The organism is Streptomyces mutabilis, from assembly GCF_046628145.1.
In the GTDB taxonomy this organism is placed as follows: Bacteria; Actinomycetota; Actinomycetes; order Streptomycetales; family Streptomycetaceae; genus Streptomyces; species Streptomyces mutabilis.
The window spans coordinates 1,561,126-1,586,094 of sequence record NZ_CP176874.1; the positions used below are offsets into that span (position 1 = coordinate 1,561,126).

Genomic DNA, 24,969 nt, shown 5'->3' on the forward strand with positions numbered 1-24,969 from the left:
GAAAGCTGGTGGAAATGGGCGAGTTGTGGCCGGTGCCGGACGTGCTGGCGTATCTCGCGGGCCGGTGGCGTACCGAGCGGACGGTGCGGGACCTGACGAGCGGGGCCCAGGGGCGCTTCGTGGGGTCGACGGCGTTCGAGGCGCTCGCGGGCGGGGGGCTGCTGAGCCGGGAGGCCGGGGCCTTCACCTGGCAGGGCGTGACCCGCCCCGCCGAGCGGACGCTGCGCTACGAACCGGGAGCGGGGCCGGGCACCGCCGACGTGCGCTTCGCGGACGGCCGCCCCTTCCACGGGCTGGACCTGACGTCGGGCCACCACGTCGCCGACCACCCGTGCGCCGCCGACCTGTACCGCGGCGAGTTCACCGTCCGGGACGCGGACCGCTGGCGGACCGTGTGGCGGGTGGGCGGCCCGGCGAAGGACCTGCTGCTGGTCACGGACTACACGCGCGAGGAGGCCGCGGCCCAGCTAGGCCGCCGCGCTTTCGAAGCGGAGGTTCCAGCGGCCCGCGCGGCCCGTGACCGTAGTGGTCGACAAGGGGCGGACGTCCAGGTTCCAGTACGTCGACGGCGACGCATTCAGGGCGTGGACCAGCGCGGCCCGGATCACGGACGGCTCGGCCACGGCCACGATGCGATCGCCGTCCTCGCCGGGGCGCGTGTCGAGCCAGCCGCCGACCCGGGTGATGAAGGCCGACAGCGACTCCCCGCCGTGCGGTGCCGTGCGCGGATCGGCGAGCCAGGCGTCCACGGCGGCCGGCTCACGGGCCATGGCCTCGCCGAGGGTCAGCCCGCGCCAGCGCCCCATGTCGCACTCCCTGAGGGCGAGTTGGGCCAGCGGGGAGACGCCGATGGCGTCGCCGGTGGCCCGGCTGCGGGGCGTGGGCGAGCAGTAGCGCAGCTCGGCCGCCGCGAGCGGCAGCAGGGCGCCCGTCACGCGCAGTACCTCGTCCCAGCCGGCCCGGTCCAGCGGCCGGTCGTCGTCGAAGCGCTCCGCGAGCAGCGGTGAGCTGCGCGCGGCCGCGACGAACGTGACCCGAAGCGCCATGCGGTGATGGTGCTGCGCAGGGGTACGCAGGTCAAGGGGTGTTACCTGTGGGTCACCGTGGGTGCGCTCCGGCTCACGGACCGAAGGTGTACGCCATCCACTCGTCCGGCCGGTCCAGGCCCCTGAACCCGAGCTTCTCGTACACCCCGTGCGCGTCGTGCGTCGCCAGCAGGACGCGCCGCAGCCCGTACGGCCGCAGGTGCTCGCGCACCGCCGCGACCAGCGCCGTGCCGAGACCCTTTCCCCGCACCGAGGGGTCGACGTACACGTCGCACAGCCAGGCGAAGGTCGCCCGGTCGGTGACCACCCGGGCGTACGCCACCTGCTCGCCCGACAGCCCCTCGTAGATCCCGAAGTTGAGCGAACCCTCGATCGCGCGCGCCTGCTTCTCCCGGGGCCGTCCGAGCGCCCAGTACGCGTCGGTGGACAGCCAGCGGTGCACGCGCTCGGCGTCGATCCGCTGCGGGTCGGTGGAGATCTCGTAGCCCTCGGGGAGGCTCGGCGTGGCGGTCATGCGGGGATGCTCGCAGGGGCGGTGGGACGGCGTCGACCCATTAAGGGGCGGCGGCCATGGATGCCCGACCGACGAGCGCCGACGCACGGGTGCCGGCTCACGAGCGCCGACGCACGGGTGCCGGCCCACGGGTGCCGGCTCACGGGTGCCGCCCCCACACCTCCGCGCAGGCCGCGCGCAGGCGCCGCACCCCTTCCGCGATCTCCCCCGCGCCCGCCACCGCCGCGAAGCTCAGCCGCAGGTGGGGGGCCGGGGGCTCGGCACTGAAGTACGGGCGGCCCGGGGTGACGGCCACACCGGCGCGCAGGGCGGCCGCGGTGAGGGCGGCCTCGTCCGTGCCCTCGGGCAGCCGGGGCCACAGGTGGTAGCCGCCGGAGGGGATGTGGGCCAGGGAGATCTCGGGGAGGTGCAGGCGCAGGGCGGACGTCATCGCGTCCCTCCGGGCCTTCAACTCCGCCGAGACGGCGCGCAGATGACGGGGCCAGGCGGGCGAGCCGACCAGCTCCAGCGCCGCCTCCTGGAGGGGGCGGGGCACGAAGAAGGTGTCGACGACCTGGATGGCCCGCAGCCGCTCCAGCACCGGCCCGCGCGCGGCCAGAGCGCTCACCCGGAAGCTCGGCGAGGTCGCCTTGGTCAGCGAGCCGACGTGCACGACGACGCCGTCCGGGTCGTCGGCGGCGAGCGGGGCGGGCAGCGGCCCCGCGTCCTCGTGCACCAGCCGCCGTACGAAGTCGTCCTCGACCACGAAGGCTCCGGCCGCACGGGCGATGCGCAGCACCTCGCCGCGCCGCTCGGGGGCGAGCACGGCGCCGGTCGGGTTCTGGAACAGGGGCTGGCAGACGAAGACGCGGGCGCCGGTCGCCCGGAAGGCGTCGGCGAGCAGGGCCGGGCGCACGCCGTCGGCGTCCACGGGGACCGGCACGGGGCGCAGACCGGCCGCCCGCGCGATGGCCAGCATGCCGGGGTACGTCGGGGACTCGACGAGGACGGGGGTGCCGGGCGGGGCGAGGGCGCGCAGGGCGGTGGTCAGCGCTGACTGGCCGCCCGAGGTGACCAGCACCTCGGCCGCCGTGATGGCGCCGCCGATGCCGCGCGCGAACCACTCCCGCAGTTCCGGCAGCCCCTCCATCGGCGGCCTGCCCCACGCTCCCGGCCGCCGCCCGGCCCGGGACAGCGCCGCCGCCATCGCCCGTTCCGGCTGCAGCGAGGGGTGCAGGTAGCCGCCGTTGAACTCGACGACGCCGGGCGGCGGGGCGGCCAGCGAGACCAGGACCCCGGAGGCGTCCACCGAGCGCGGTACGAGGTCGGCGGCGCCGTCGGCACTGAGCGCGACCTCCTGCCAGGAGGTGTCCCCGCCGGGTGTCGCGGAGGAGCGCGGCCGGGCCCGGAAGGCCCCGGCGCCGGGCCGGGTGACCACCAGCCCCTCGGCGGCCAGTTGCGCCAGGGCGCGGGAGACGGTCACGGGGCTGACCCGGAAGCGGTCGACGAGGGCCCGGCTGGACGGGAGCTTTCCGCCGGGAGAGTAGCGGTCGAGCTCGTTCCTCAGCTGGTTCGCCAGGTCAGCGACACTGCTACGCTCTTGCATGAGAGCACAGAGTAGCGCTACCGGCCCGACGGCGATAGCAGTGGACGGCCCGGGCACCGAGTCCGGCGCCCGCTCCCTCGGTACCCTCCAGGCGGCCCTCGGTGTCGTCGCCTTCTCCCTCACCTTCCCCGCCACCGCCTGGGGCCTGGAGGGCTTCGGCCCCTGGTCCCTGATCGCCGTGCGCAGCATCCTCGCGGCGGTGATCGCCGGAGGCTGCCTGCTGGCCCTGCGCGTACCCGTGCCCGAGCGGCGCCACTGGTTCGGGCTGGCGGTGGTGGGCGCGGGCGTCGTCCTCGGCTTCCCGCTGCTGACCACGCTCGCCCTGCAGACCTCGACCACCGCGCACGCCGCCGTCGTGGTCGGCCTGCTTCCGCTGACCACCGCGCTGCTGTCCGCCCTGCGCATCGGCACCCGCCCCTCGCGCACCTTCTGGATCGCGGCGCTGGCGGGCGCGGCGGCCGTGATCGCCTTCACGGTGCAGCAGAGCGGCGGGGCGCTGACCGCGGCCGACGCCTATCTCTTCGGGGCGCTGCTGGTGTGCGCGGCCGGCTACACCGAGGGCGGGCGTCTGGCCCGGGTGATGCCGGGCTGGCAGGTCATCGGCTGGGCGCTGGTGCTGTGCCTGCCGGTGACCGTGCCGATGGCGGCCGTGGCCCTGTCGTTCGAGCCGGTGCACCTGACGGCGCACGGTGTGGCCGGGCTGCTGTGGGTGTCGGTGGGCTCGCAGTTCCTCGGGCTGGTCGTCTGGTACCGGGGCATGGCGGCCATCGGTATCCCGAAGGCCAGCCAGTTGCAGCTGGCCCAGCCGCTGCTCACACTGGTGTGGTCGGTACTTCTCCTGGGCGAGCACCTGACGGTGGCCGCTCCGCTGACCGCCGCGGCGGTGCTGGTGTGCATCGCGGTCACCCAGCGGGCCCGGGGCTGAGCGGCACACACCCGCGGCACACGCGTGAGGAGGCCTCACAGATGCACGCAACCAAGGGCGACCAGCTGATCCAGCACGGCCGGGTGGTGGGTGAGCACGACAAGGTCGCGGAGATCGTCGAAGTCATGGGCAAGGAAGGCGCTCCCCCGTACCGGGTCCGGTTCGAGGACGGGCACGAGGCGGTGTGCTCGCCCGGTCCCGACTCGGAGATCCGGCACAGGGAGATCCAGCTGTAGCCGAAGCGCCTATCGGCGCGAGGTACGGGCGGGCCGCGCGTAGTGGTCGGCGCCGACCCGTGCCATCGCGCCGATCCGGTCGTCCGCCACGTCCTTCGCGGAGAAGAAGACGTGCCCGCGGACCTCGGGGTACCGCTGGGCGAGCGTGAGGTGCCGGGAGAGTTCGGCCGGGTCCTGCCAGGCGGCGCCCTGCGCCGGATCGCCGGCCTTGTACAGCGCCTCGCCGACGTACAGCTCGGTCCGGCTGCCCCTGGCGACCTCGGCCCACCACGGGAGGAGCTTGGCGTAGTCGGCGGCCTGAAGGCCGATGTTCCAGTACAGCTGCGGGACGATGTAGTCGATCCAGCCCTCGCGCACCCACTTGCGGGTGTCCGCGTGCAGGTCGTCGTAGGTCTGCACGCCGGCCTTCGTGTCCGAGCCCTCGGCGTCGGTGGCCGCGTTGCGCCACACGCCGAAGGGGCTGACACCGAAGCGGGCGGAGGGCCGGATCTTCTTCACCCGGGCCGCGGTCTCGCGCACCAGCAGGTCGATGTTGTTCCGCCGCCAGGCCGCCTTGGTCGTGAAGCCGCTGCCGTACGTGCCGAAGGTCCCGCCGTCGCCGAAGCTCCGCCCCGCCACCGGATAGGGGTAGAAGTAGTCGTCGAAGTGGACGCCGTCCACGGCGTACTTCTCGACGGCGTCCATCATCGCGTCCTGGACGAAGGCCCTGACCTCGGGCAGCCCCGGGTTGTAGTAGAGCTTCCCGCCGTACGGCACCACCCACTCGGGGTGCTCGCGCGCGGGGTGGGACGGCACCAGCCGGCTCGGGTCGTCGTGCGTGGCGACGCGGTACGGGTTGAACCAGGCGTGCAGCTCCAGTCCGCGGGCGTGCGCCTCGGTGACGGCCGTGCCCAGCGGGTCCCAGCCCGGGTCACGGCCCTGGCTGCCGGACAGGTACTCGGACCACGGCTCGTGTGCCGAGGGCCACAGCGCGTCGGCCGTGGGCCGCACCTGGAAGATCACCGTGTTGAGGCCGTGCCGCACCGCCGCATCGAGGTGCTCGATCAGCTCCGCGCGCTGCTCGGCCGCGCGCAGCCCCGCGCGGGTGGGCCAGTCCCGGCCCGCCACCGTGGCCAGCCACATGCCTCGCATCCCGGCGGTGACGGCACCGCCCGCGCGGGCTCCCGCGGCGGGGCCCGGTGCGGCCGGCGGAGCCGGGGCGGCCGAGGGGACCGGGGCGGCCGACGCCCGGGGCGCCATCGTGAACGCCGACAACGCCGCCACCGCGAAGGCACGACGCGAGACACCGCCCATGGGGAGACCTCCTGAACGCTGCGGATCCGCGCGGTCACGGATCGTGTACGGGCCCTCAGCATGCCCGACCCGGGGGACGGATCCGTGGCCATTCGGAGGTAACGTGCTCGATCGGAGCAGGCACCGGGGACCCCGGCGTGCCTGCTGCCACAGCCGTGAAGTCAGCGAAAGGGACGATGTGACCGGCATCTCGGGAGATATCGCACGCGTCGGCGTGGTGGGCTGCGGTCAGATGGGAGCGGGCATCGCCGAGGTGTGCGCCCGCTCCGGTCTGGACGTGATGGTCGCCGAGACCACCGGTGAGGCGCTGGAGATCGGCCGGACCCGGCTGTACAACTCGCTCACCAAGGCCGCCGAGCGCGGGAAGATCACCGAGGAGGAGCGGGACGCGACACAGGCGCGGCTGAGCTTCACCACCGACCTCGGCGAGTTCGCCGACCGAGACCTGGTGATCGAGGCCGTCGTCGAGAACGAGCAGGTCAAGACCGAGATCTTCCAGGTGCTGGACCAGGTCGTGACCCGGCCGGACGCCATCCTGGCCTCCAACACCTCCTCGATCCCGCTGGTGAAGCTGGCCGTCGCCACTTCGCGCCCCGACCACGTCATCGGCATCCACTTCTTCAACCCGGCCCCCGTGCAGCAGCTGGTCGAGCTGATCCCGGCGCTCACCACCTCCGAGGGCACGCTGAGCCGGGCGCAGCTGTTCACCGAGAAGGTGCTCGGCAAGCACTCCATCCGCGCCCAGGACCGCTCCGGCTTCGTGGTCAACGCGCTGCTGATCCCGTACCTCCTCTCCGCGATCCGGATGTTCGAGTCGGGCATCGCCAGCCGCGAGGACATCGACAACGGGATGGAGATGGGCTGCGCCCACCCGATGGGCCCGCTCAAGCTGTCCGACCTGATCGGCCTGGACACGGTCGCCTCGGTCGCGTACTCGATGTACGAGGAGTACAAGGAGCCGCTGTACGCCGCTCCCCCGCTGCTCCAGCGCATGGTCGACGCGGGCCGGCTGGGCCGGAAGACCGGGTCGGGCTTCTACACCTACGGCTGACCGACCGCGGTCGACACGCACAGTGACCGTCCTGCGGGCCCGGCACCTTTCGGGGTGCCGGGCCCGTGGCGTTCGCACGGCGTGTGAATGCCGGGCTCGCATATGCCTATCGCACACTCTCCCCATGCGCCGACCAGGCGGGTTGACTCACCATGCACATGCAAGGGACGTGAGACGACAACGGAAAGGAGCGGTTTCGTGACCGCCGATCCCGAGCGTTCCGCCCATCTGGGAGAACTCGCAGAGTTACGGCGCCGGCTCGATGTGGCCCATGCCCGCGTCGAGGGCGGACTGGCCCTGCTCTCGCACCGCACCGAGGAGGGCGCCAAGGAGCTGGAGGACCTGAGCACCCGGCTGACCGCCCTGGAACACGCCCGCTGGCCACTGCCCTCGGTCGCGGTCCTCACGGCACTGGGCGCGCTGGCCGTGGCCGTGTGGCAGGCCCTCGGACACTAGCCCCGGTCCCGGGCCCTGAGGTGGTGCAGCAGGAGTAACGCGGCCGCCATGTTGGCGGCCGGGACCTCCCCTCGGGCGACCAGGTCGGGCACGACCTTCAGCGGAATCCACTCCCTGCGGTCCGACTCGAAGGCGTCCACGGGGTGTCCGACGTACGTGCCTTCGTCGGCCCAGTAGATGTGGTGCCGGGCGTCGGTGAGCCCGTTGGACGGCTCCACGCTCATGAGGTGGTGCAGGGGTCCCGGCCGCCAGCCGGTCTCCTCCTCCAGTTCCCTGGCCGCCGCGACCGCGACGTCCTCGCCGTCCTCGACGACGCCGGCCGCGAGTTCCCAGCCCCAGCTGTCGGTGATGAAGCGGTGCCGCCACAGCAGGAGAACCTCGTCGGCCTCGTTGACGACGGTGGCCACGGCCACGGGGCGCATCCGTATCAGGAAGTGGTCGAGGTGCCGGCCGTCCGGTAGCCCGACATCGGCCAGATTGACGCTGAACCAGCGATTTGCATACACAGTTTGTTCGTTCTGTTTCGTCCACTGCACGGTTCTGCCACCTTTCCTGGAGTAGGTGGCAATATCGCAGCAGGAGCGGGCCGGCAGCAGGCGCACGGTGGCCGCTCAGGGCGCAGCAGTGGCGCAGCGGGTCCCCGGCCGGGACGTCAGAGCGGTACGCGCAGGGCCCCGTCGATGAGTTCGGCCGCCTCCGCGGTGCCCGCGCAACCGCTGCGCACCAGGTGCTCGCGCACCGCGCGGAGTCTGTCGCGCAGACGCTGGGACTCCATTCCCCGGGCCTGTTCGGCCATCTGCACGGCGGTCGCCACCGCCTTGTCGGCGTTGCCCTGGCGCAGTTCGACGGTGCTGAGCATCGCGAGCCGGTGCACCCGGCCGCGGTCGTGCGCCGGGTTGTCGACGGCCGCCGCGGCGTGTTCGGCCGCCGCCGTCACTTCGCCGAGGCTGAGCAGCGCCTCCGCCACCTGGACGTTGACCAGACCGGGCTGGACATAGCCGGTCTCGTCGGGTTCGTACCCGCGCCGGATCCGCTCGGCGGCCTGCTCGGCGCGCCGGATGCAGGACAGGGCGCTGGTGCCGTCGCCGAGGTGGGCGTACGCCTTCGCCTGCATCGCGTACAGGTCGGAGGCGAGCGCCGGGGTGATGTGCCGGCCGGCGGTGCGCAGGGCGGCCTCGGCGAAGGCGACGGCCTGCCGGTGCTCCCGCATGAACAGTGCCTGGTTGACCAGCAGCGCGATGACGTAGGCGCCCAGGCCCCGGTCCCCGCTGGCCTTCGCCAGGCGCAGGGCCTGGTGGAAGTAGCGCTGCGCGAGTCCGTGCGCGTCGGAGTCGTACGCGCAGATGCCGGCGACCGCGACGAGACCTCCGGTGGCCCGGTGGAGCTGGCGGCCGGTGGCGTCGGTGTAGCCGCCGCGCAGCAGCGGGGCGGCCTCGCAGTTGAGGAACCCGACGATGCGGGCGCGGGTCGCCATGCCGCCGGCCTTGCGGTACATCTGCTCGTAGTGGGCGCGGGCACAGCGCAGCATCTCCAGGTCGGCCGGGGTGACCCGGTGCCGCCCGCCGCGGGAGACGTCCACGTCCTCGGGCGGGTTCTCCCACTCCCACACCGGCATCACGGCGGGCGTGCCGGTGAGCGCGGGGGCGCCGAGGATGTGCGGGCGCTCTTGCTGGTCGGAGCGCCACAGGGCGGTCGCCCGCTCCACGAAGCCGGACAGCGAGCCGGTGTGCGCGGCGGCGGGTTCGCCGGGCACGCCGAGGCCGATGTCGTCGAGGGTGACGGGCCGGTGCAGCCGGGCCGCGAGGACCTCGCAGATCAGGTCGGGCACCTGCCCGCGGGGCCGCTGCCCCTTCAACCACCGCGCGACGGCGGTGTGTTCGTATCTCAGGGCGAGCCCACGGGCCCGCCCGGCCTGGTTGACGTGCGCGGCCAGTCCCGCGTGCGAGATCCCGGCCTCGTCCAGGATCGCGTCGAGCAGGGTGTTGGGTTGCATGGGCGCCCCCCGGTGACTCGGTGCCCGACAGCGTAGTGCGTCGGTCTTCACACGGGGTGTGAACGGAGTACGCGCATCCGCAGCGTGCGCGCGCTGTCGCGGAGAGTCCCGGGCCGGTTGACTGAAGGGCCTCGAAAGAGGCCGGCCGGGCCGCCGGCTCCCCCTCGTACAGTGCGGCGGTCCGTTTCCACGCCGTCCGCCCAGCTGCCTGCCCGACACTCCGTGGCGGGGCGGACGGCTCCGCCGGCCGTGCGGGGCGGATCGACGCCCTTGCGCGACGGACGCGATGTCGGGTGCGGGCACGTCGTGGTGCTCGCGCCCCTTGTCGGCGTCGGGGCGGCGTCCCTCCAGGGGCGCGGGGAACTGCGCGACCGGCCACCGACCGCCCGCAGCCGCCGAACCGGCGGAAACCCCACGCCCCTCGGGCCAACCCCTAACTGCGCAGCACCGCTCCGACCCGCTCCCCCGCGAGGGCGACCGCCGCGTCGCGGGCGGCCGACGCCTCGTCGACGGTCAGCGTCCGGTCGCCCGCCCGGAAGCGCAGCGCGTACGCCAGGGACTTGCGCCCCTCACCCAGCTGCTCCGCGTTGCCGTAGACGTCGAACAGCCGGATGGACTCCAGCAGTTCGCCCGCGCCCTCGCGCAGCGCGGCCTCGACCTCGTCGGCCGGGACGAACTCGTCGACCACCAGGGCGACATCCTGCGTCGCGACCGGGAACGTGGAGATGCCCGGCGCCTGCGGGGTGTCGTCGCCGACCCCCGCCACCGCGTCGAGGTCGAGTTCCATCGCACAGGTGCGCGCGGGCAGGCCGAGCGCCTTCACGACACGCGGGTGCAGCTCACCGGCGTGCCCGACGACGCGGTCCTCGCCGTCCACGGTGACGAACAGCTCGGCGCAGCGGCCCGGGTGCCACGGCCCGTACTGGCCCTTGCGGACGCCCAGCTCGGCGCGGGCCTCGCGGGCGACGGTGCGGGCGGACTCGACCGCGTCGGCCCAGTCGGCCGGACGGCCCTTGCCCCACCAGCCGGCCTGCTCGCGGGCGCCGGCCAGGACGACGGCGACGTGCCGCGGCTGGTCGGGCAGCGCGGCGTCCAGCGCGGCGAGGTCGTCCTCGCCGGGGCGCCGGTCGACAGGCAGGTTCGCGGCGATGCGCTGCTCGTCGCGGGGGTGGAAGACCAGGCCCGTCTCGAAGAGCGCCAGGTCGTGCGAGCCCCGGCCGTCGTTGCGGCGCAGCGCGCCGAGCAGGCCCGGCAGCAGCGAGGTCCGCAGCGCGGGCTCCTCGTCGCTGAGCGGGTTGACCAGCTTGACGACGCGGCGGGCCGGGTCGTCGGCGTCCAGCCCGAGCTGGTCGAAGACCTGCTCGCTGACGAACGGGTAGTTCAGCGCCTCGACGTAACCGGCGCCGGCCAGGGCGCGCCCGACGCGGCGGTGCAGGCGCTGGCGGGCGGTCAGCCCGCGGCCCGCCGGGGGCCTGGGCAGCGTGGAGGGCAGGTTCTCGTAGCCCTCCAGGCGGATGACCTCTTCGGCGAGGTCGTTGGGGTCGGTGAGGTCGGGCCGCCAGGACGGGACGGTGACGATCAGCTCGTCCTGCCCGTACACGTCGCAGCCGACCTCCTGGAGGCGGCGTACGACGGTCTCGCGGCCGTACTCCACGCCCGCGACCCTGTCCGGGTGGTCGGCCGGGACGCTGATGGTGTGCGGCACGGGCGGGGCGCTGATCTCGGTGACGCCGGCCTCGGCGGTGCCGCCCGCGAGCAGCACCAGCAGGTCGACGGTGCGCTGCGCGGCAGCGGCGGCGGCCTGCGGGTCGACACCGCGCTCGAAGCGCCGGGACGCCTCGGAGGACAGCTTGTGCCGGCGGGCGGTGCGCGCGACGGACACCTGGTCGAAGTGGGCGGCCTCGATGACCACGTCACTCGTCGCGTTCCCGCCGTTCTCGGCGGCGTCGTGGTCCGCGATCTCCGTGTTGGCGCCGCCCATGACGCCGGCCAGGCCGATGGGCCCGCGGTCGTCGGTGATGACCAGGTCCTCGGCGTGCAGCTTCCGCTCGACGCCGTCGAGGGTGACGATCTTCTCGCCCTCCTCGGCCCGGCGCACGCCGATGGTGCCCTGGACCAGGGAGCGGTCGTAGGCGTGCAGGGGCTGGCCCAGCTCCATCATCACGTAGTTCGTGACGTCGACGGCGAGGGAGATCGGGCGCATGCCGACCTTCTGGAGCCGGCGCTGGAGCCAGATCGGGGAGCGCGCCTCGGCGCTGAGGCCGGTCACCGTGCGGGCGGTGAAGCGGTCGCAGCCGCTCGGGTCGGCGATCTTCACCGGGTAGCCGTAGGCGTTCGGCGCGGGCACGTCCAGCAGGGCCGGGTCGCGCAGCGGCAGGCCGTAGGCGATGGCGGTCTCGCGGGCGACACCGCGGATGGACAGGCAGTCGCCGCGGTTGGCGGTGACGGCGATGTCCAGGACCTCGTCGACCAGCTCCAGCAGCTCGATGGCGTCCTTGCCGACCTCGGTCTCCGGCGGCAGCACGATGATGCCGTGGGTGCCGTCGTCGCCCATGCCCAGCTCGTCGCTGGAGCAGATCATGCCGTGGGAAGTCTTGCCATAGGTCTTGCGGGCGCTGATCGAGAAGCCGCCGGGCAGGGTGGCGCCGGGCAGGACCACGACGACCTTGTCGCCGACGGCGAAGTTGCGGGCGCCGCAGACGATCTCCTGGGGCTCACCGGTGCCGTTGGCCCGGCCGACGTCGACCGTGCAGAAGCGGATCGGCTTCTTGAAGCCCTCCAGCTCCTCGATGGTCAGCACCTGGCCGACGACGAGGGGGCCCTTGAGGTCGGCGCCGAGGTGCTCGACGGTCTCGACCTCCAGCCCGGCCGAAATGAGCTTGGCCTGTACGTCACGGCCGGTCTCCGTCGCCGGCAGGTCGACGTACTCCCGCAGCCAAGAAAGCGGGATCCGCATCAGATCTCCATCCCGAACGGCCGGGTGAACCGGACGTCACCCTCGACCATGTCTCGCATGTCCTCGACGTTGTGGCGGAACATCAGCATCCGCTCGATGCCGAACCCGAAGGCGAAGCCGCTGTACTTCTCCGGGTCGACGCCGCAGGCGGTGAGCACCCGCGGGTTGACCATGCCGCAGCCGCCCAGCTCGATCCAGCCCTCGCTGGAGCAGGTGCGGCAGGGCCGGTCGGGGTTGCCGACGGACGCGCCCTTGCAGACGTAGCAGAGCATGTCCATCTCGGCGGACGGCTCGGTGAACGGGAAGAAGTTCGGCCTGAGCCGGGTCTTCATCTCCGCGCCGAACAGCGACTGGACCATGTGGTCCAGGGTGCCCTTGAGGTCCGCCATGGTCAGGCCCTCGTCGATGGCGAGCAGCTCGACCTGGTGGAAGACGGGGGTGTGCGTGGCGTCCAGCTCGTCGGTGCGGTACACGCGGCCGGGGCAGATCACGTAGACCGGCAGCTCACGGTCGAGCAGGGAGCGGATCTGCACGGGCGAGGTGTGGGTGCGCAGCACCACGCCGGCCTCGGTGCCGCCCTTCGGGCCCTGCACGAAGAACGTGTCGGCCTCGCCGCGGGCGGGGTGGTCCGGGCCGATGTTGAGCGCGTCGAAGTTGAACCACTCGGCCTCGACCTCGGGGCCCTCGGCGACCTCGTAGCCCATGGCGACGAAGACGTCCTCGATGCGCTCGGAGAGCGTGGTGAGCGGGTGCCGGGCGCCGGCCGGGACGCGGTCGTGGGGCAGCGTGACGTCCACCGCCTCCTCGACCAGGACGCGCGCGTCGCGCTCGGCCTCCAGCTCCTCCTGGCGGGCGGCCAGCGCCTTGTTCACGGCGCCGCGGGCCATGCCGACGCGCTTGCCGGCCTCGGCCTTGGCGTGCGGGGGCAGGGCGCCGATCTCGCGGTTGGCCAGCGACAGCGGGGAGGTGCCGCCGGTGTGGGCGACCTTGGCCTCCTGGAGCGCGTCGAGGGAGTCCGCGGCGGCGAAGGCGGCGAGCGCCTCGTCCCGCATGCGCTCGATCTCTTCCGGTTTCAACGCCTCGACCTCGACAGGGTCGTACGACTTATTCGGTGCCGACATCTCTTCCCGTGCTTCCGATTGGCTGGCTGGAACGCCCCGTCTACGGTCCGGAGACGGAACGGGAGACGCTTCGTCTTCGGAACTGGACGCAAAGGTGCCAAAGACCGAGTCTAACGGGGCTGTGGAACGCTGATTACGCCCGTGGGGGTCGTCGGCCGCCTCTGGTGCTTCTCAGGTGAGGTACGCCGGTGCCGCCACGGGCAGGGTAAATCGGAACTCGGCGCCGCCGCCGGGGGCGCGGCCGACCGTGATGGTGCCGCCGTGGGCCTCGACGATGCCCTTGACGATGTACAGCCCGAGGCCGGTGCCGCCGCGCTTGCTGCCCCGCCAGAAGCGGGTGAAGACGCGGTTCATGGATTCCTCCGGGATGCCCGCCCCTTCGTCGCTCACCGTGACCGACGTGCCGGTTTCCTCCCCTTCGCGGGGGGACGCCGTGGGCGTGACGTCAATGGTGACGGTTCCCTCGCCGTGTCGCACGGCATTTTCGAGCAGGTTGCTGAGCACCTGGTCGATCTTGTCGGGGTCGGCCCACAGGTCGGGCAGCGGCTGGGCGATGCGGAGCAGGAAGCGGTCGGCCTCCTGGCCGGCGGCGACGTACGCCTGGATGTGGCGGCCGACGGCGGCGCCGATGTCGACGGGCTGGCGGCGCACCTCGAGCCGGCCGGAGTCGATGCGGGAGATGTCGAGCAGTTCGGCGATGAGGCGGGTGACCCGGTCGGCGTCGGCGTCGACGGTCTCCAGCATCAGCCGCTTCTGGTCGTCGGTGAACCGCTCCCACTTGGCCAGCAGCGTGGCCGTGAAGCCCTTGACGGAGGTGAGGGGGGAGCGCAGCTCGTGGGCGACGGTGGCGATCAGCTCGGCGTGGCTGCGCTCGGTACGGCGCCGGGCCTCGGTGTCGCGGAGGGTGACGACGACGCGGTGGACGGGGCCGAGGCGTTCGGTGCGGACGTAGCGCGCGGAGACGAGGACTTCGCGGCCTCCGGGCAGGAGCAGGTTCCGCTCGGGCTGGCGGACACGGATGGCGAGGCCGCCGTAGGGGTCGGTCAGCTGCCACCAGCGTCCGCCCTCCAGGTCCTCCAGGGGCAGCGCCTTCTCCAGCGGCTGCCCGAGGGCTTCGGCCGCGGGGACGGCGGTGATGCGCGCGGCGGCGGCGTTGAAGCAGATGACGCGGCCGTGCTCGTCGGCGACGACGAGGCCGTCGGGCAGCTGGTCGGGGTCGATGCCCAGGCCGACGGGATCGCCGGGCGTGCGGGGCGCGGGCGGACGCGGCGCGTGACGTGCTCCCGGTGCGCTGCTCGTGCCGACGCTCATCCCCGTACCCCACCTCTCAGCCGTGCGGGGGCCCTGAGCTGGTCACCCTACTAGCTCTCGGTGACGGAGCGGCACCCTCCGGCGGCGCGCTGTGCACGCGCCGACGCGTAGAGACATACGGCCGCGGCGGTGGCGAGGTTCAGGCTCTCGGCCTTGCCGTGGATCGGGACGCGCAGGACGGCGTCGGCGAGGGCGCGGGTCTCCTCCGGGAGCCCCCAGGCCTCGTTGCCGAAGACCCAGGCGGTGGGTCCGCCCATGGTGCCCGCGTCCAGTTCGGCGTCGAGGTCGTGTTCGCCGGCCCCGTCGGCGGCGAGGACCCGCACCCCGGCGTCCCTGAGCCCCGCCACGGCCTGCTCGACGGGCACGCCGACGGCGACGGGCAGGTGGAACAGCGAGCCGACGGAGGCGCGCACCGCCTTGGGGTTGTAGAGGTCGACGGAGGCGTCGGTGAGCACGACGGCCTCGGCGCCGGCGGCGTCGGCGCAGCGCAGCACGGTGCCGGCGTTGCCGGGGTCGCGGACGTGGGCGAGGACGGCGACGAGCTTGGGGCGAGCGGCGAGGATCTCGTCGAAGGGGGTGTCCAGGAACCGGCAGACCCCGACGAGCCCCTGCGGCGTGACGGTGGTGGAGATGTCCTCGATCACCGTCTCGGCGGCGAGGTGGACCCGGGCGCCGGCGTCCCGGGCGGCCCCGATGATGTCGGCGTACCGCTCGGCGGCCTCGACGGTGGCGAACAGCTCGACCAGCGTCTCCCCGTACCCCGCGGCCTCCCGCACGGCCTGCGGCCCCTCCGCCAGGAACAGCCGCTCCTTCCCCCGGAAGTTCCGCTTGGCCAGCCGCCGCGCGGCGAGGACCCGGGGGGAACGGGGGGAGATCAGCTCGGGGCTGACGGGAGGCACTTTGCTCACCTTCACATTTGATGTAGACGCTGGCTGCGACGCGCCCCACAGGGGCGCGGGGAACTGCGGCCCAGCCACAACGCACCCGCGGCAGACAACGGACCGAACAACGGCAATCGAAGGGACCCGCAGGCTCAAGCCTGCGGGTCCCTTCGACGTCGGCTAGAGCCGGCGCGGCGTCACGCGGCCTTCGGCGCGTTGACGTCGCTCGGCAGCGCCTTCTGCGCGACCTCGACCAGCGCGGCGAACGCGCCCGCGTCGTTGACGGCCAGCTCGGCCAGGATCTTGCGGTCCACCTCGACGTTGGCGGCCTTCAGACCCTGGATGAAGCGGTTGTACGTGATGCCGTTGGCGCGGGCAGCGGCGTTGATGCGCTGGATCCACAGCTGGCGGAAGTCACCCTTGCGCTTCTTGCGGTCGTTGTAGTTGTAGACCAGCGAGTGGGTGACCTGCTCCTTGGCCTTGCGGTACAGGCGCGAACGCTGACCGCGGTAGCCGGAGGCCTGCTCGAGGATCGCCCGGCGCTTCTTGTGGGCGTTGACTGCCCGCTTGACGCGTGCCACTTTTTAACTCCTTGTAGCGGGGCCGCGGTTGTCCTCACGCGGCCCGGTGTCGAATGGGTCCCGGTCCTGCCGTACGGCGCTCAGTGGCGCCCGTACGTCACTTGCCGAGAAGCTTCTTGATCTTCGCGGCGTCGCCCGGGGCCATCTCGGCGTTGCCGGTGAGGCGACGCGTCACGCGGGACGACTTGTGCTCGAGCAGGTGGCGCTTGCCGGCGCGCTCACGGAGCACCTTGCCGGAGCCGGTGATCTTGAAGCGCTTGCTGGCACCGCTGTGCGACTTGTTCTTCGGCATAGCGCCGTTATCTCCTCGTCGGTGGCGCTCCGATGCCCGGTCGTGAAACCGGGCACGGTGGAGCGTCGCTCTTGTATCGGTTACGTCCTGGGGACCGGAGTCCCCCGGAGTCACGCCTCGGCGGAAGCCTCGGCCGGAGCCTCGGCGTTCACGGCGTCGTCGTCCGCGGCGTTCTGCGAGCGGCCGGGGTTGGCCTTCGCCTCCGCCTTGCGGGCTTCCTGCGCCTGGCGAGCCTCGGCCATCGCCTCGGTCTTCTTCTTGTGCGGACCGAGGACCATGATCATGTTTCGGCCGTCCTGCTTCGGGTTCGACTCCACGAACCCGAGGTCGGCCACGTCCTCCGCGAGACGCTGCAGCAGTCGGTAGCCGAGCTCCGGCCGGGACTGCTCGCGACCACGGAACATGATCGTGATCTTGACCTTGTCGCCCTGCTTGAGGAACCGGACGACGTGACCCTTCTTGGTGTCATAGTCGTGCGGGTCGATCTTCGGCCGGAGCTTCATCTCCTTGATGACCGTGTGCGCCTGGTTCTTGCGCGCCTCACGGGCCTTCATGGCCGACTCGTACTTGAACTTCCCGTAGTCCATGAGCTTGCACACGGGCGGACGGGCGTTCGCCGCGACCTCGACGAGATCGAGGTCGTACTCCTGCGCAAGCTCCAGGGCCTTGGCAAGCGGGACAATCCCGACCTGCTCGCCGCTGGGACCGACAAGTCGCACCTCGGGAACGCGAATCCGGTCGTTGATGCGGGGCTCGGCGCTGATGGATCCTCCTCGGTAGCACCACGCGACGGTCTGGCGGACAGCCGCGTAACGTCTGTGTTCGATAGACCTAACCGCGCCGGTGCAACAAAAATGCCCCGGACGATCACAGGCGGGGCTCCTCATTACTACCGGAGCACCGCCGCGGTGTGATCGCGGGGCGCGATTTCGGGCTGGTCACCGCCGCTCGGGACGGGACCGCCTGACCGGTGACCCGCCGCCCTGAGGACGGCCAGGTGGGAGTTCGGAGCCTCCACTTGTGGGCCGGGCCCGCTGCCGTGGGGCGTGCGTGTCCGACCGGTCGTTACACAAGGTTAGCAGCTCGGCGGGGGAACGGCTAACCGAGACCGAGTGGGGCGGCCGGCCGTCCTGCGCCTATCGTGAGCGGCATGAGTGAGACCCCTGCCGAATCCTCGGCGAATCCCGACTTCGACGCCATGACCCGCGACATCGCCGAGGTGCCGGCGGTCGAGGTGATCGTGACGGTCGCCGTCAACCTGATGAGCGCCGCCGCCGTGAAGCTCGGACTGACCGAGGAGGGCGAGGCGCACAAGGACCTGGACGAGGCCCGCAAGCTGGTGCACGCGCTGGCCGGTCTACTGGACGCCACGGCGACCGAGATCAGCTCGTTCCACGCGGCGCCGCTGCGCGACGGCCTGAAGTCGCTCCAGCTGGCCTTCCGCGAGGCGTCGCTGGTCCCGGACGAGCCGGGCCAGGGCCCGGGCGAGAAGTACACCGGCCCGGTCTACAGCTGAACGACTCCGGTCGACCCGGAGCTATCCCCGCACGTACAAGGGCTCGCCCGGCGGCGTCGCCCCGGCCGGCAGCAGTGCCAGGTCGAGGCCGCGCACCAGGCGGGCCCTCAGTGTCTCGTCGGCGGCCAGCCGCTCGGCGACGGCGCGGGCGGCCCGCGCCGGCTCGGCACCGGGGTCCAGGAGCAGCGCGAGGATGCCGTCGGCCCGGCCCGGACCGAGGTGCGCCCGCAGCACGGCGGGCTCGGCGGCGAGGGCGGCGCGCACGGCCTCGGTGACGGCCGGGTCGGCGAGCGGGTCGGTCGTCGTACGGCCCTCCGCCAACGCCAGCAGCACCGGCCCGGTCAGCTCGAACGGCACCGGTCCGGCGAGGTCGAGGACGACCGTGTCCGCCTTCTCGTGCGCGGCGGCCTGGAGCGCCTGGTGCACGGGTACGGCGACGGGGCGGGCCTTCGGGTCCCAGCGGGCGAGCGAGTCGGTGGACGTGAAGGCGGGCAGCGCGGTCCGGCCACCGGCCTTCAGCGTCGGTACGGCCATGTCGCTGGTCTTCTCGCGGCGCAGCCCGTTCTCGTCCTCCTCCACCTCGCCCAGGACGGCCACCACGGGCACGAGCAGGCGAGCGCCCTTGAGCGCCTCCAGCACGGGTGCCAGGGCGGTGCGGTCCTCGGCCCACGCGGCGAGCGCCGTGCTCAGCCGGGGGTCGGCGGAGCCGTCGTCGTCGGAGAAGGCGGAGTCGGGGATGTTCTTGTTCGCCACGGTCCCTGAGCCTATCGGGGAGCGCAGGACACTCCTCACGGGCCTCTGAGGGAACTCTGACCGCCCTTTCACGTCCGTCCCGAGGAACGCACAGCCACCGCCTGCAGCATCGCGGGCATGTCCCCTTCCGTAACCCGGCGTTCCCGGCGTGCCCGACGTGTCCGGCGGCGGCGCGCGCGGGTGTGTGCCGCCCTGGTCGCGTGCGTCGTCGTGGGCGGTACGGCCGCCGGGGCCGTGTACCGGCAGGGGCACGCACGCCCCGGTGCCGGCGGCGCCGTATCGTCGTCGGCCTCGGCGCGTGCGGACGGGGAGGCATCGGTGGAGACGGTCGAGCCGGACGTGGACCGGGACGCGGTGCTGGCCGCCGCCATGGCGTCGGTGACCGTGCCGGACGGCGCCGAGGTGTCGGTGGCGGTGCTCGACCCGGCCTCCGGCGTGGGCGCCGCGTACGGCACGGGGGTCTTCGACACGGCGAGCATCGTCAAGGTCGACATCCTGGCGGCGCTGCTGCTGCGGGCCGAGGACGCGGGCCGGACGCTGACCGCCGCGGAGAAGTCGTACGCCGCCGCCATGATCGAGAAGAGCGACAACGACTCGGCCTCGGCGCTGTGGCGGACGATCGGCGAGGCGGACGGGCTGGACGCGGCGAACGAGCGCTTCGGGCTCACGGGCACCGCGGGCGGCGACGGACCGCTGTGGGGGCTGACACAGACCACGGCCGCCGACCAGGTCACGCTGCTGCGGCAGGTGTTCGTGGCGGACGGTTCGGAGCTGGGCGAGGCCTCACGGGCGTATGCGCGGGGGCTGATGGGGGCGGTCGTCGACGGTCAGCGGTGGGGTGTGTCGGCGGCGGCCGACGGTGGCGCGGACGGTTCGGCGTGGGCGCTGAAGAACGGCTGGCTGCGGCGCAGCACCACGGGGCTGTGGGTGGTGAACAGCATCGGGCGGGTCACGGCCGGCGGCCGGGACCGTCTGGTGGCGGTGGTCTCTCGCGGCAGCGCTGCGCAGGCGGAGGGGATCGCGCTGACGGAGGCGGCGGCGAGGGCGGCGGTGTCGGTGTTCGCGGAGGCCGGTGGGGCCGGCGCCGGTCAGAAGTCGTCGTAGCGTTCGCGGCGGCCGCGCCACAGGACGACGGCCGCGACGATCATGACCCCGCCCGCGCTGCCGGCGAGCGGGCCCGCCCAGGCCGAGGGGTCGTCGTCGGAGGCGGGGGCGTCCGGGCCCGGGCCGAAGTACTTCTCGCCGTACGCCGCCGACTTCAGGCCCTCCGGCTTCAGCCGTCCGGCCGCCTCGATGGCGGCGGCGGGGTCGACGAAGCCGTAGCCGCGGGAGTCGTCGCGGCCACCGGCGGGAGCGTTGCGGGCCGTGTCCTCCAGGAGGTCCTTGACCTGGGCCGGGGTGAGGTCCGGGTGGGCCGACTTCACCAGGGCGGCGGCGCCGGAGACGAAGGCGGAGGCGGCGCTGGTGCCCCAGCCCTCGTAGTAGCGGTGGTCGGGGTCGGCGATGATCACGTCGACGCCGGGGGCGCTGACCGTGGCGTACCAGCGGCGGGTGGAGAAGGAGGCGCGGGTGCCGTAGCGGTCGACGGCGGTCGCGGCGATGACGCCCGGGTAGGCGGCGGGGTAGGAGATGTGGTCGCCCTTCTCGCCGCCGTTGCCGGCCGAGGCGACGACGACCACGCCCTTCTTCAGGGCGTACTGGATGGCCTCGTCCTCGGCGGGTTCGGGGTGGGCGGAGGCGGAGTCGTCGCCGAGGGAGAGATTGATGATGTCGGCGCCGTGGTCGGCGGCCCAGCGGATACCCTCGGCCAGCGCGTTGCCGCGGGTCTTGCGGGCCTTGGTGCGGGAGGAGTCGCCGTCCTCCAGGATCACCCGAAGGGGAAGGATCTTCGCCTCCGGGGCGATGCCCATGACGCCCTCGGCGTTACCCGGCCCGTGTCCGTGGCCGGCGATGATCCCGGCCATGGCGGTGCCGTGCCGGGCCCAGGCGCGGTCGCCCTCGCTCGCGCCGAAGCCGACCAGGTCCTTGCCGGTGAGGACGTTGCCGGCCAGGTCGGGGTGGTCGGCCTCGACGCCGGTGTCGAGGACGGCGACGGTGACGCCGGCGCCCTTGGTGGTCCGCCACGCCTCCTGGGTGTGCATGGCGTCCAGGGCCCACTGCTGGGCGCGGATGCCGTCGGCGTGCGCGGCCGGTGCCGGGATCAGGACGAGGGCGGCGGCGAGGAGGAGGCTCAGGGCTCCCGTCGTACGGGTCGCGTTGGTGTTCACGAGGGGTGCTCCGTGGGCGTGCCGACGTTCTTGCGCAGGGCGCGTTCGACGCAGTCGGCGAGGCCCTGCGCCTCGTGGCCGAGGCCGGCCTGGGCGGGGGCCGAGGTGGCGCCGGTCTCCATGGCCTCCTCGGCGGGCTCGGGTTCGTCGACGGTGCGGCCGTCGGCCCAGCCGGAGACGGCGTAGACGACGACGGGGGCGTCGGTGAGGACGGAGACGGTCCACGAGGCCCGCTGCGGCGCGCCGAATCCGGCGGCGACGGTGTCCTCGGCGGCGTACGGCAGGGGCATGAGGTCCGTGCGGCGGCCCAGGTCCTCCTTCTCGAACCGGCCGGCCAGCGCGGTCATGGCGGCGGCGTCGGCCTTGGCGAAGAGCAGGCCGACGGTCGTGACGTGGCTCCTGGTGGCGTCGGCGTAGGTGGCGCGCACCAGGCGCGCACAGCCGACCGGGTCGAGGACCTTGGCCAGCAGCGGGTCGAACGCACCCGCGCAGTCGCTGTCCGGGGCGACGGCGACCCGGGTCCAGGTGCGGTCGGCGCCACCGGGTCCGGCGCCCTGTCCCCGGACGGTGGGCGGGAAGAGCTGGTCGACCGGCACGCTGTGCCACAGGTCCCCGGCCGCGGTGAACGCGCTGTGCGCACCGTCGTCCCCGGAGTCCCCGGCGAGCCAGCTGCCGGTGACGGCACCGGTGACCAGTCCCAGCCCGAGCACGAGGCAGACCGCCGCGGCCATGGCCTGTGCCCGCCCGCGCCCGCCGAGCGAACGCGGCCGGGCGAGTCCGTCGTACCCCTCGGGCTCCCCGAACGTCACCCGGGGGCGGGCGTCGCCCGAGGCGGTGGGGGCGTTCGGGGCCGCCCAGGACAGCGCGGGGTCGGGGGCGGTGACGCTGTCCGCCGGGCGGGACGCGCTGTGCGGTCCCGGCGCGGAGTCCGGTGCGGGTGTCGGTTCCGGTTCCGGGTCCGGTTCCGCCGGGATCGGGCGGAGGCGCCTGGTCGTCTCGGACGCGTTCTCCGCGGGCAAGGTCGGACGGTGGGGTGGCGTCGTGGGCGCGGTGCCTGCTCGCGGGTGCTGGGCAGGCGCTCCGGAGCCGGCGGGCGAGGAGTCGCCGGCACGGCCTGACGAGGGCGTCGCTGACCGGCGGACCGGCGGCGTGCCGCTCCCGCCGGGGGTCTCGCGGCCGGCGGTCGGCGGGACGTCCGGGAAGCGGGCGGATGCCCGGGGCGGCGGGGGCGCGTCGGCGGCGCTCCGCCAGTCGCCGAGTCGGAAGCGCGGGTAGCGGGGCCGGGCGCTCCCGTCGGTGTCCGGGCCGCCCTGCCGACGCGGTGCGACCGGACCGCTCTCCGGACGCGGTGCGGTCGGATCGCCCGCGCGGTCCCCAGGGTGCCGGCCTTCGTCCGCGCGAGACGGGACCGCCTCCGCGGAGGGCGGCGTCCCGGGGCGCGGCGGGGTGCTCGCGTGCGGCGGAGCGTCCTGGCGAGGCGGGAGGTCCGCGTGCGGCGGGGTCGCGGGGCGAGACGGGGTGCTCGGGCGCGGCGGGGTGCTCGCGTGCGGCGGAGCGTCCTGGCGAGGCGGGAGGTCCGCGTGCGGCGGGGTCGCGGGGCGGGGCGGAGTCGCGGGGCCGGGCGGGGTCGCGGGGGCGGACGGTGCCGTGGGTCCGGGGGGTACGGCGGGGCGTGGGGGCTGGGAGGCGCGGCGCGCTTCCGTGCTCATGCACCCCCCGTTTCCTCGAGCCCGGGCCGCTTCTCCGGCGCGGGCCGGTGATGTGGTCTCCTGCCCCGGCCCGGCGCGGAACGATCCGTCCCGGGCACGCATACCCGCACGGGAGGAGCCCCATCCGGCGCGGAGCCCGGAGCCCCGGCCGCCGGGGTAGTCCCACCGTGCGTGCGCGTCACTCTACGGCGTGACCCCGCTCGGCGGGGAACCAGTCCGCGCGCCCGTGGCATTGGCCCGGAACGTCCCCCTACCCCGCGGTAATCCTGTCTGGCAGGCTGCGGTCATGACTGCGCGCGCCGCTGACCGGGCCCGTTACGACCGGGCCACCGCCCATCTGGACGCCCCCGTGGCGATCGTGGACCTGGAGGCCTTCGACGCGAACGCCGACGACCTGCTCCGCCGGGCCGGCGGGAAGCCGATCCGGATCGCCAGCAAGTCCGTGCGCTGCCGTGCGCTGCTCGAACGGGCCCTGGCGCGGGACGGCTTCGCGGGACTCATGTCGTTCACGCTGGCCGAGTCCCTGTGGCTGGCGCGCTCCGGTTTCGAGGACGTGCTGCTCGCCTATCCGTCGGCCGACCGCGCCCGGTACGCCGAGCTGACCGCCGACCCCAAGCTCGCCGCGGCCGTCACCGTGATGATCGACGACCCGGCCCAGCTCGACCTGATCGACGCGGCGCGCGACGGCGGCCGGGAAGTCGTGCGGGTCTGCCTGGAATTGGACACCTCGCTGAAGCTGTTCGGCGGGCGGGTGCGGGTCGGGGCCCGGCGCTCCCCGCTGCACTCCCCCGCCCAGGTCGCCGACCTGGCCCGTGCGGTGGCCCGCAGGCCCGGGTTCGAGGTCGTCGGCATCATGGCGTACGAGGGGCATGTGGCCGGTGTCGGGGACGCGGTGGCGGGCCGGCCGCTGCGCTCGCGTGCCGTGCGGCTGATGCAGGCCGCGGCCCGCCGGGAGCTGGCCGAGCGGCGCGCCGCGGTGGTGCGTGCGGTCCGGGCCGTGGTGCCCGGCCTGGAGTTCGTCAACGGCGGTGGCACGGGCAGCGTGCAGCACACCGCCGCGGAGGAGGCGGTCACGGAGATCGCCGCCGGATCGGGACTGTACGTGCCGCGGCTGTTCGACAACTACACGTCGTTCCGGGGCCGTCCGGCGGCCCTGTTCGCCGAGCCCGTCGTACGGCGCCCCGGGGTCGGGGTCGTGACCGTGCTCGGCGGGGGCTACCCGGCCTCCGGTGCGGCCGGGAGGGACCGGCTGCCGGTGCCCTACCTCCCCGAGGGGCTGCGCTACGACCCCCAGGAGGGCGCCGGCGAGGTGCAGACGCCGCTGCTCGGCACGCCCGCCGACGACCTGCTCATCGGCGACAAGGTGTGGTTCCGGCACGCCAAGGCCGGTGAGCTGTGCGAGCGGTTCGACACCCTGCACCTGGTGGAGGGGGACGCGGTGACGGCGACGGTGCCGACGTACCGGGGCGAGGGCCACGCCTTCCTGTAGCGCGGCCCGGCGGCTCAGTCCGTCGGGCCGATGCCGCTGCCCACGCCGCCGCCCGTGTCCGCGTCGCCGACGGGGCGGATGCCGTCGGTGATCTCGTCCATCGTGGCGAGCGGCGGTCCCTCCTCGCCCGCGTCGAAGACGTAGCGGACGAGGATCGGGGACTCGGTGCCGACGGTGGAGGGGAAGACCAGCGACTGCACGTAGCCGCCGGGGCCCTTCGCCGTCGTCACCCGCCAGCGCACGTAGTACCCGGCGCGTCCGGCGACCGCGACCGGCCCGGCGCCGACCCGCTCGTGGGACTCGATGCCGCCGAAGGGTTTGCCGCCGGCCGGGTCGCGGTCGTAGGCGTCGTCGGCCGCGTCCTCGATGTCCTGCTCCGCGAGGGCCTTCGGGGAGGACTCGGCCTTGCCCGTGACGGTGCGGGAGATGACCAGGCCGTGCCGGCAGACGCCGCCGTCGCCGGGGCAGTCGTAGGTGCCGTCGGTGGTCATCATGACGTCGTCCTCGGCGACGTACCGGGGCCGCACCCAGCCGTCGGGGAGCGGGAACGTGATGCCGTTGAGCGGGTCCTCGACCACGGCCGGGTCGTCCGCGGAGGGCCCCGAAGGGGGCGGCGAGGGAGTCGGTGCGGTGCTGACCGGCGCCGGGTCGGTGGCCGGGGACGAGACCGGCGGCGTCTGCGCCTCGGGTGCGCCGCCGTCGTCCTCGCCGAGGAGGAGGACTCCGCCGACGATTGCCGCGACCAGCACGGCCGCGGCGGTGGTGAGGGCGACCGCCTTCGCACGGCCGGTACCGCCGGCGGGGCGACGCTGCCCGGGGCCGCCCGCGTAGGGCGGCAGGGGCGACGGCGGCGGCGCTTGAGGGGCCGCGTACCCGGCGGCGCCGGGCACGCGCCGGTGCTCCGTCCAGGCCGATCCGTCCCACCAGCGTTCCTGGTGCGGGGCCGACGGATCGGGGTACCAGCCGGGCGGCGGCGACATGCTCATCCCGGCAC

Annotated in this window: 24 protein-coding genes and 1 pseudogene; 8 read left to right on the plus strand and 17 right to left on the minus strand. The window is 73.8% G+C overall.

Annotated features, from left to right (window positions below; genetic code table 11):
* Nucleotides 1-14: 14 nt before the first annotated feature.
* A pseudogene (locus ACLIN4_RS06805) lies at nucleotides 15-452 on the plus strand (DUF6314 family protein); the annotation flags it as partial.
* Between the two features lie 15 nt (nucleotides 453-467).
* Here the strand turns inward: ACLIN4_RS06805 and ACLIN4_RS06810 are convergent.
* The 3 genes from ACLIN4_RS06810 to ACLIN4_RS06820 form a co-directional block, all read right to left on the minus strand.
* Entirely contained in the window at nucleotides 468-1,046 is a 579-nt protein-coding gene (locus ACLIN4_RS06810) for a histidine phosphatase family protein (RefSeq protein ID WP_257101814.1), read from the minus strand.
* 73 nt (nucleotides 1,047-1,119) lie between these two features.
* Nucleotides 1,120-1,560, minus strand: coding sequence for a GNAT family N-acetyltransferase (locus ACLIN4_RS06815; protein WP_289909206.1), 441 nt, complete (start codon nucleotides 1,558-1,560; stop codon nucleotides 1,120-1,122).
* 139 nt (nucleotides 1,561-1,699) lie between these two features.
* On the minus strand, nucleotides 1,700-3,145 hold the full coding sequence (locus ACLIN4_RS06820; protein WP_289909207.1) for a PLP-dependent aminotransferase family protein: 1,446 nt from the start codon (nucleotides 3,143-3,145) through the stop codon (nucleotides 1,700-1,702).
* Here ACLIN4_RS06820 and ACLIN4_RS06825 point away from each other — a divergent pair.
* A complete protein-coding gene (locus tag ACLIN4_RS06825) occupies nucleotides 3,144-4,070 on the plus strand; it encodes a DMT family transporter (RefSeq protein WP_100048154.1) in 927 nt (308 codons plus the stop codon). The genes ACLIN4_RS06820 and ACLIN4_RS06825 overlap by 2 nt on opposite strands.
* Before the next feature lie 41 nt (nucleotides 4,071-4,111).
* Complete coding sequence (locus tag ACLIN4_RS06830) at nucleotides 4,112-4,306, plus strand: DUF1918 domain-containing protein (protein ID WP_100048153.1); 195 nt, start codon at nucleotides 4,112-4,114, stop codon at nucleotides 4,304-4,306.
* A 9-nt stretch (nucleotides 4,307-4,315) separates the two neighbouring features.
* On the opposite strand, the gene ACLIN4_RS06835 is transcribed toward ACLIN4_RS06830, so the two are convergent.
* Nucleotides 4,316-5,599, minus strand: a complete 1,284-nt coding sequence (locus ACLIN4_RS06835) for a glycoside hydrolase family 10 protein (RefSeq protein WP_289909208.1) — start codon at nucleotides 5,597-5,599, stop codon at nucleotides 4,316-4,318.
* A 178-nt stretch (nucleotides 5,600-5,777) separates the two neighbouring features.
* Between ACLIN4_RS06835 and ACLIN4_RS06840 the strand changes: the two genes are divergently transcribed.
* Both ACLIN4_RS06840 and ACLIN4_RS06845 read left to right on the plus strand, forming a co-directional pair.
* Complete coding sequence (locus ACLIN4_RS06840) at nucleotides 5,778-6,650, plus strand: 3-hydroxybutyryl-CoA dehydrogenase (RefSeq protein ID WP_100048151.1); 873 nt, start codon at nucleotides 5,778-5,780, stop codon at nucleotides 6,648-6,650.
* 198 nt (nucleotides 6,651-6,848) lie between these two features.
* Nucleotides 6,849-7,106 carry a hypothetical protein gene (locus ACLIN4_RS06845; protein WP_100048150.1) on the plus strand — a complete coding sequence of 86 codons (258 nt, stop codon included), beginning with the start codon at nucleotides 6,849-6,851 and terminating at the stop codon, nucleotides 7,104-7,106.
* Here the strand turns inward: ACLIN4_RS06845 and ACLIN4_RS06850 are convergent.
* From ACLIN4_RS06850 to infC, 9 genes are all read right to left on the minus strand, one after another.
* On the minus strand, nucleotides 7,103-7,642 hold the full coding sequence (locus ACLIN4_RS06850) for an NUDIX hydrolase (RefSeq protein ID WP_100048149.1): 540 nt from the start codon (nucleotides 7,640-7,642) through the stop codon (nucleotides 7,103-7,105). The genes ACLIN4_RS06845 and ACLIN4_RS06850 overlap by 4 nt on opposite strands.
* A 116-nt stretch (nucleotides 7,643-7,758) precedes the next feature.
* Nucleotides 7,759-9,099: a transcriptional regulator gene (locus ACLIN4_RS06855; protein ID WP_100048148.1), complete on the minus strand. Its 1,341-nt coding sequence runs from the start codon at nucleotides 9,097-9,099 to the stop codon at nucleotides 7,759-7,761.
* Between the two features lie 433 nt (nucleotides 9,100-9,532).
* Nucleotides 9,533-12,055: a phenylalanine--tRNA ligase subunit beta gene (pheT, locus tag ACLIN4_RS06860; RefSeq protein WP_411575580.1), complete on the minus strand. Its 2,523-nt coding sequence runs from the start codon at nucleotides 12,053-12,055 to the stop codon at nucleotides 9,533-9,535.
* Nucleotides 12,055-13,176, minus strand: coding sequence for a phenylalanine--tRNA ligase subunit alpha (gene pheS / locus ACLIN4_RS06865; RefSeq protein ID WP_100048146.1), 1,122 nt, complete (start codon nucleotides 13,174-13,176; stop codon nucleotides 12,055-12,057). The genes pheT and pheS overlap by 1 nt, the downstream gene beginning before the upstream one ends.
* A gap of 171 nt (nucleotides 13,177-13,347) precedes the next feature.
* On the minus strand, nucleotides 13,348-14,487 hold the full coding sequence (locus tag ACLIN4_RS06870; RefSeq protein ID WP_107479296.1) for a sensor histidine kinase: 1,140 nt from the start codon (nucleotides 14,485-14,487) through the stop codon (nucleotides 13,348-13,350).
* Between the two features lie 50 nt (nucleotides 14,488-14,537).
* Nucleotides 14,538-15,386, minus strand: a complete 849-nt coding sequence (locus ACLIN4_RS06875; RefSeq protein ID WP_382052309.1) for a TrmH family RNA methyltransferase — start codon at nucleotides 15,384-15,386, stop codon at nucleotides 14,538-14,540.
* A 179-nt stretch (nucleotides 15,387-15,565) separates the two neighbouring features.
* Nucleotides 15,566-15,949, minus strand: coding sequence for a 50S ribosomal protein L20 (gene rplT, locus ACLIN4_RS06880; RefSeq protein WP_004002577.1), 384 nt, complete (start codon nucleotides 15,947-15,949; stop codon nucleotides 15,566-15,568).
* A gap of 97 nt (nucleotides 15,950-16,046) precedes the next feature.
* Nucleotides 16,047-16,241, minus strand: coding sequence for a 50S ribosomal protein L35 (rpmI, locus tag ACLIN4_RS06885; protein ID WP_003977225.1), 195 nt, complete (start codon nucleotides 16,239-16,241; stop codon nucleotides 16,047-16,049).
* Nucleotides 16,242-16,351: 110 nt separating this feature from the next.
* Complete coding sequence (infC, locus tag ACLIN4_RS06890; RefSeq protein ID WP_100048158.1) at nucleotides 16,352-17,005, minus strand: translation initiation factor IF-3; 654 nt, start codon at nucleotides 17,003-17,005, stop codon at nucleotides 16,352-16,354.
* 386 nt (nucleotides 17,006-17,391) lie between these two features.
* Here infC and ACLIN4_RS06895 point away from each other — a divergent pair, with 386 nt between their 5' ends.
* Nucleotides 17,392-17,757, plus strand: a complete 366-nt coding sequence (locus ACLIN4_RS06895) for a DUF1844 domain-containing protein (protein ID WP_019325186.1) — start codon at nucleotides 17,392-17,394, stop codon at nucleotides 17,755-17,757.
* Nucleotides 17,758-17,778: 21 nt separating this feature from the next.
* Here ACLIN4_RS06895 and ACLIN4_RS06900 read toward each other — a convergent pair whose 3' ends face one another.
* A complete protein-coding gene (locus ACLIN4_RS06900) occupies nucleotides 17,779-18,510 on the minus strand; it encodes an SseB family protein (protein ID WP_100048144.1) in 732 nt (243 codons plus the stop codon).
* 117 nt (nucleotides 18,511-18,627) lie between these two features.
* Between ACLIN4_RS06900 and ACLIN4_RS06905 the strand changes: the two genes are divergently transcribed.
* Nucleotides 18,628-19,614 (plus strand): serine hydrolase, encoded by a 987-nt coding sequence (locus tag ACLIN4_RS06905; RefSeq protein WP_411575581.1) that lies wholly within the window; start codon nucleotides 18,628-18,630, stop codon nucleotides 19,612-19,614.
* On the opposite strand, the gene mycP is transcribed toward ACLIN4_RS06905, so the two are convergent.
* A complete protein-coding gene (gene mycP / locus ACLIN4_RS06910) occupies nucleotides 19,599-20,777 on the minus strand; it encodes a type VII secretion-associated serine protease mycosin (RefSeq protein ID WP_411575582.1) in 1,179 nt (392 codons plus the stop codon). The two genes, ACLIN4_RS06905 and mycP, sit on opposite strands and share 16 nt — an antisense overlap.
* Nucleotides 20,774-21,796: a hypothetical protein gene (locus ACLIN4_RS06915; protein ID WP_411575583.1), complete on the minus strand. Its 1,023-nt coding sequence runs from the start codon at nucleotides 21,794-21,796 to the stop codon at nucleotides 20,774-20,776. Before ACLIN4_RS06915 ends, mycP begins: the two co-directional genes overlap by 4 nt.
* Nucleotides 21,797-22,772: 976 nt before the next feature.
* Between ACLIN4_RS06915 and ACLIN4_RS06920 the strand changes: the two genes are divergently transcribed.
* Nucleotides 22,773-23,975, plus strand: a complete 1,203-nt coding sequence (locus ACLIN4_RS06920; RefSeq protein WP_411575584.1) for an amino acid deaminase/aldolase — start codon at nucleotides 22,773-22,775, stop codon at nucleotides 23,973-23,975.
* Nucleotides 23,976-23,989: 14 nt separating this feature from the next.
* Here the strand turns inward: ACLIN4_RS06920 and ACLIN4_RS06925 are convergent, their stop codons facing one another.
* Nucleotides 23,990-24,955: a DUF2510 domain-containing protein gene (locus tag ACLIN4_RS06925; RefSeq protein ID WP_381913639.1), complete on the minus strand. Its 966-nt coding sequence runs from the start codon at nucleotides 24,953-24,955 to the stop codon at nucleotides 23,990-23,992.
* Nucleotides 24,956-24,969: the final 14 nt, after the last annotated feature.

Coding starts and splice junctions, on each gene's coding strand:
- ACLIN4_RS06895 (WP_019325186.1), top strand. CDS start 17,392: ATGAGTGAGACCCCTGCCGAATCCTCGGCGAATCCCGACTTCGACGCC.
- rpmI (WP_003977225.1), bottom strand. CDS start 16,241: ATGCCGAAGAACAAGTCGCACAGCGGTGCCAGCAAGCGCTTCAAGATC.
- ACLIN4_RS06830 (WP_100048153.1), top strand. CDS start 4,112: ATGCACGCAACCAAGGGCGACCAGCTGATCCAGCACGGCCGGGTGGTG.
- ACLIN4_RS06925 (WP_381913639.1), bottom strand. CDS start 24,955: ATGTCGCCGCCGCCCGGCTGGTACCCCGATCCGTCGGCCCCGCACCAG.
- ACLIN4_RS06905 (WP_411575581.1), top strand. CDS start 18,628: ATGTCCCCTTCCGTAACCCGGCGTTCCCGGCGTGCCCGACGTGTCCGG.
- pheS (WP_100048146.1), bottom strand. CDS start 13,176: ATGTCGGCACCGAATAAGTCGTACGACCCTGTCGAGGTCGAGGCGTTG.
- ACLIN4_RS06815 (WP_289909206.1), bottom strand. CDS start 1,560: ATGACCGCCACGCCGAGCCTCCCCGAGGGCTACGAGATCTCCACCGAC.
- ACLIN4_RS06825 (WP_100048154.1), top strand. CDS start 3,144: ATGAGAGCACAGAGTAGCGCTACCGGCCCGACGGCGATAGCAGTGGAC.
- pheT (WP_411575580.1), bottom strand. CDS start 12,055: ATGCGGATCCCGCTTTCTTGGCTGCGGGAGTACGTCGACCTGCCGGCG.
- ACLIN4_RS06820 (WP_289909207.1), bottom strand. CDS start 3,145: ATGCAAGAGCGTAGCAGTGTCGCTGACCTGGCGAACCAGCTGAGGAAC.
- ACLIN4_RS06810 (WP_257101814.1), bottom strand. CDS start 1,046: ATGGCGCTTCGGGTCACGTTCGTCGCGGCCGCGCGCAGCTCACCGCTG.
- ACLIN4_RS06920 (WP_411575584.1), top strand. CDS start 22,773: ATGACTGCGCGCGCCGCTGACCGGGCCCGTTACGACCGGGCCACCGCC.
- ACLIN4_RS06870 (WP_107479296.1), bottom strand. CDS start 14,487: ATGAGCGTCGGCACGAGCAGCGCACCGGGAGCACGTCACGCGCCGCGT.
- ACLIN4_RS06855 (WP_100048148.1), bottom strand. CDS start 9,099: ATGCAACCCAACACCCTGCTCGACGCGATCCTGGACGAGGCCGGGATC.
- ACLIN4_RS06835 (WP_289909208.1), bottom strand. CDS start 5,599: ATGGGCGGTGTCTCGCGTCGTGCCTTCGCGGTGGCGGCGTTGTCGGCG.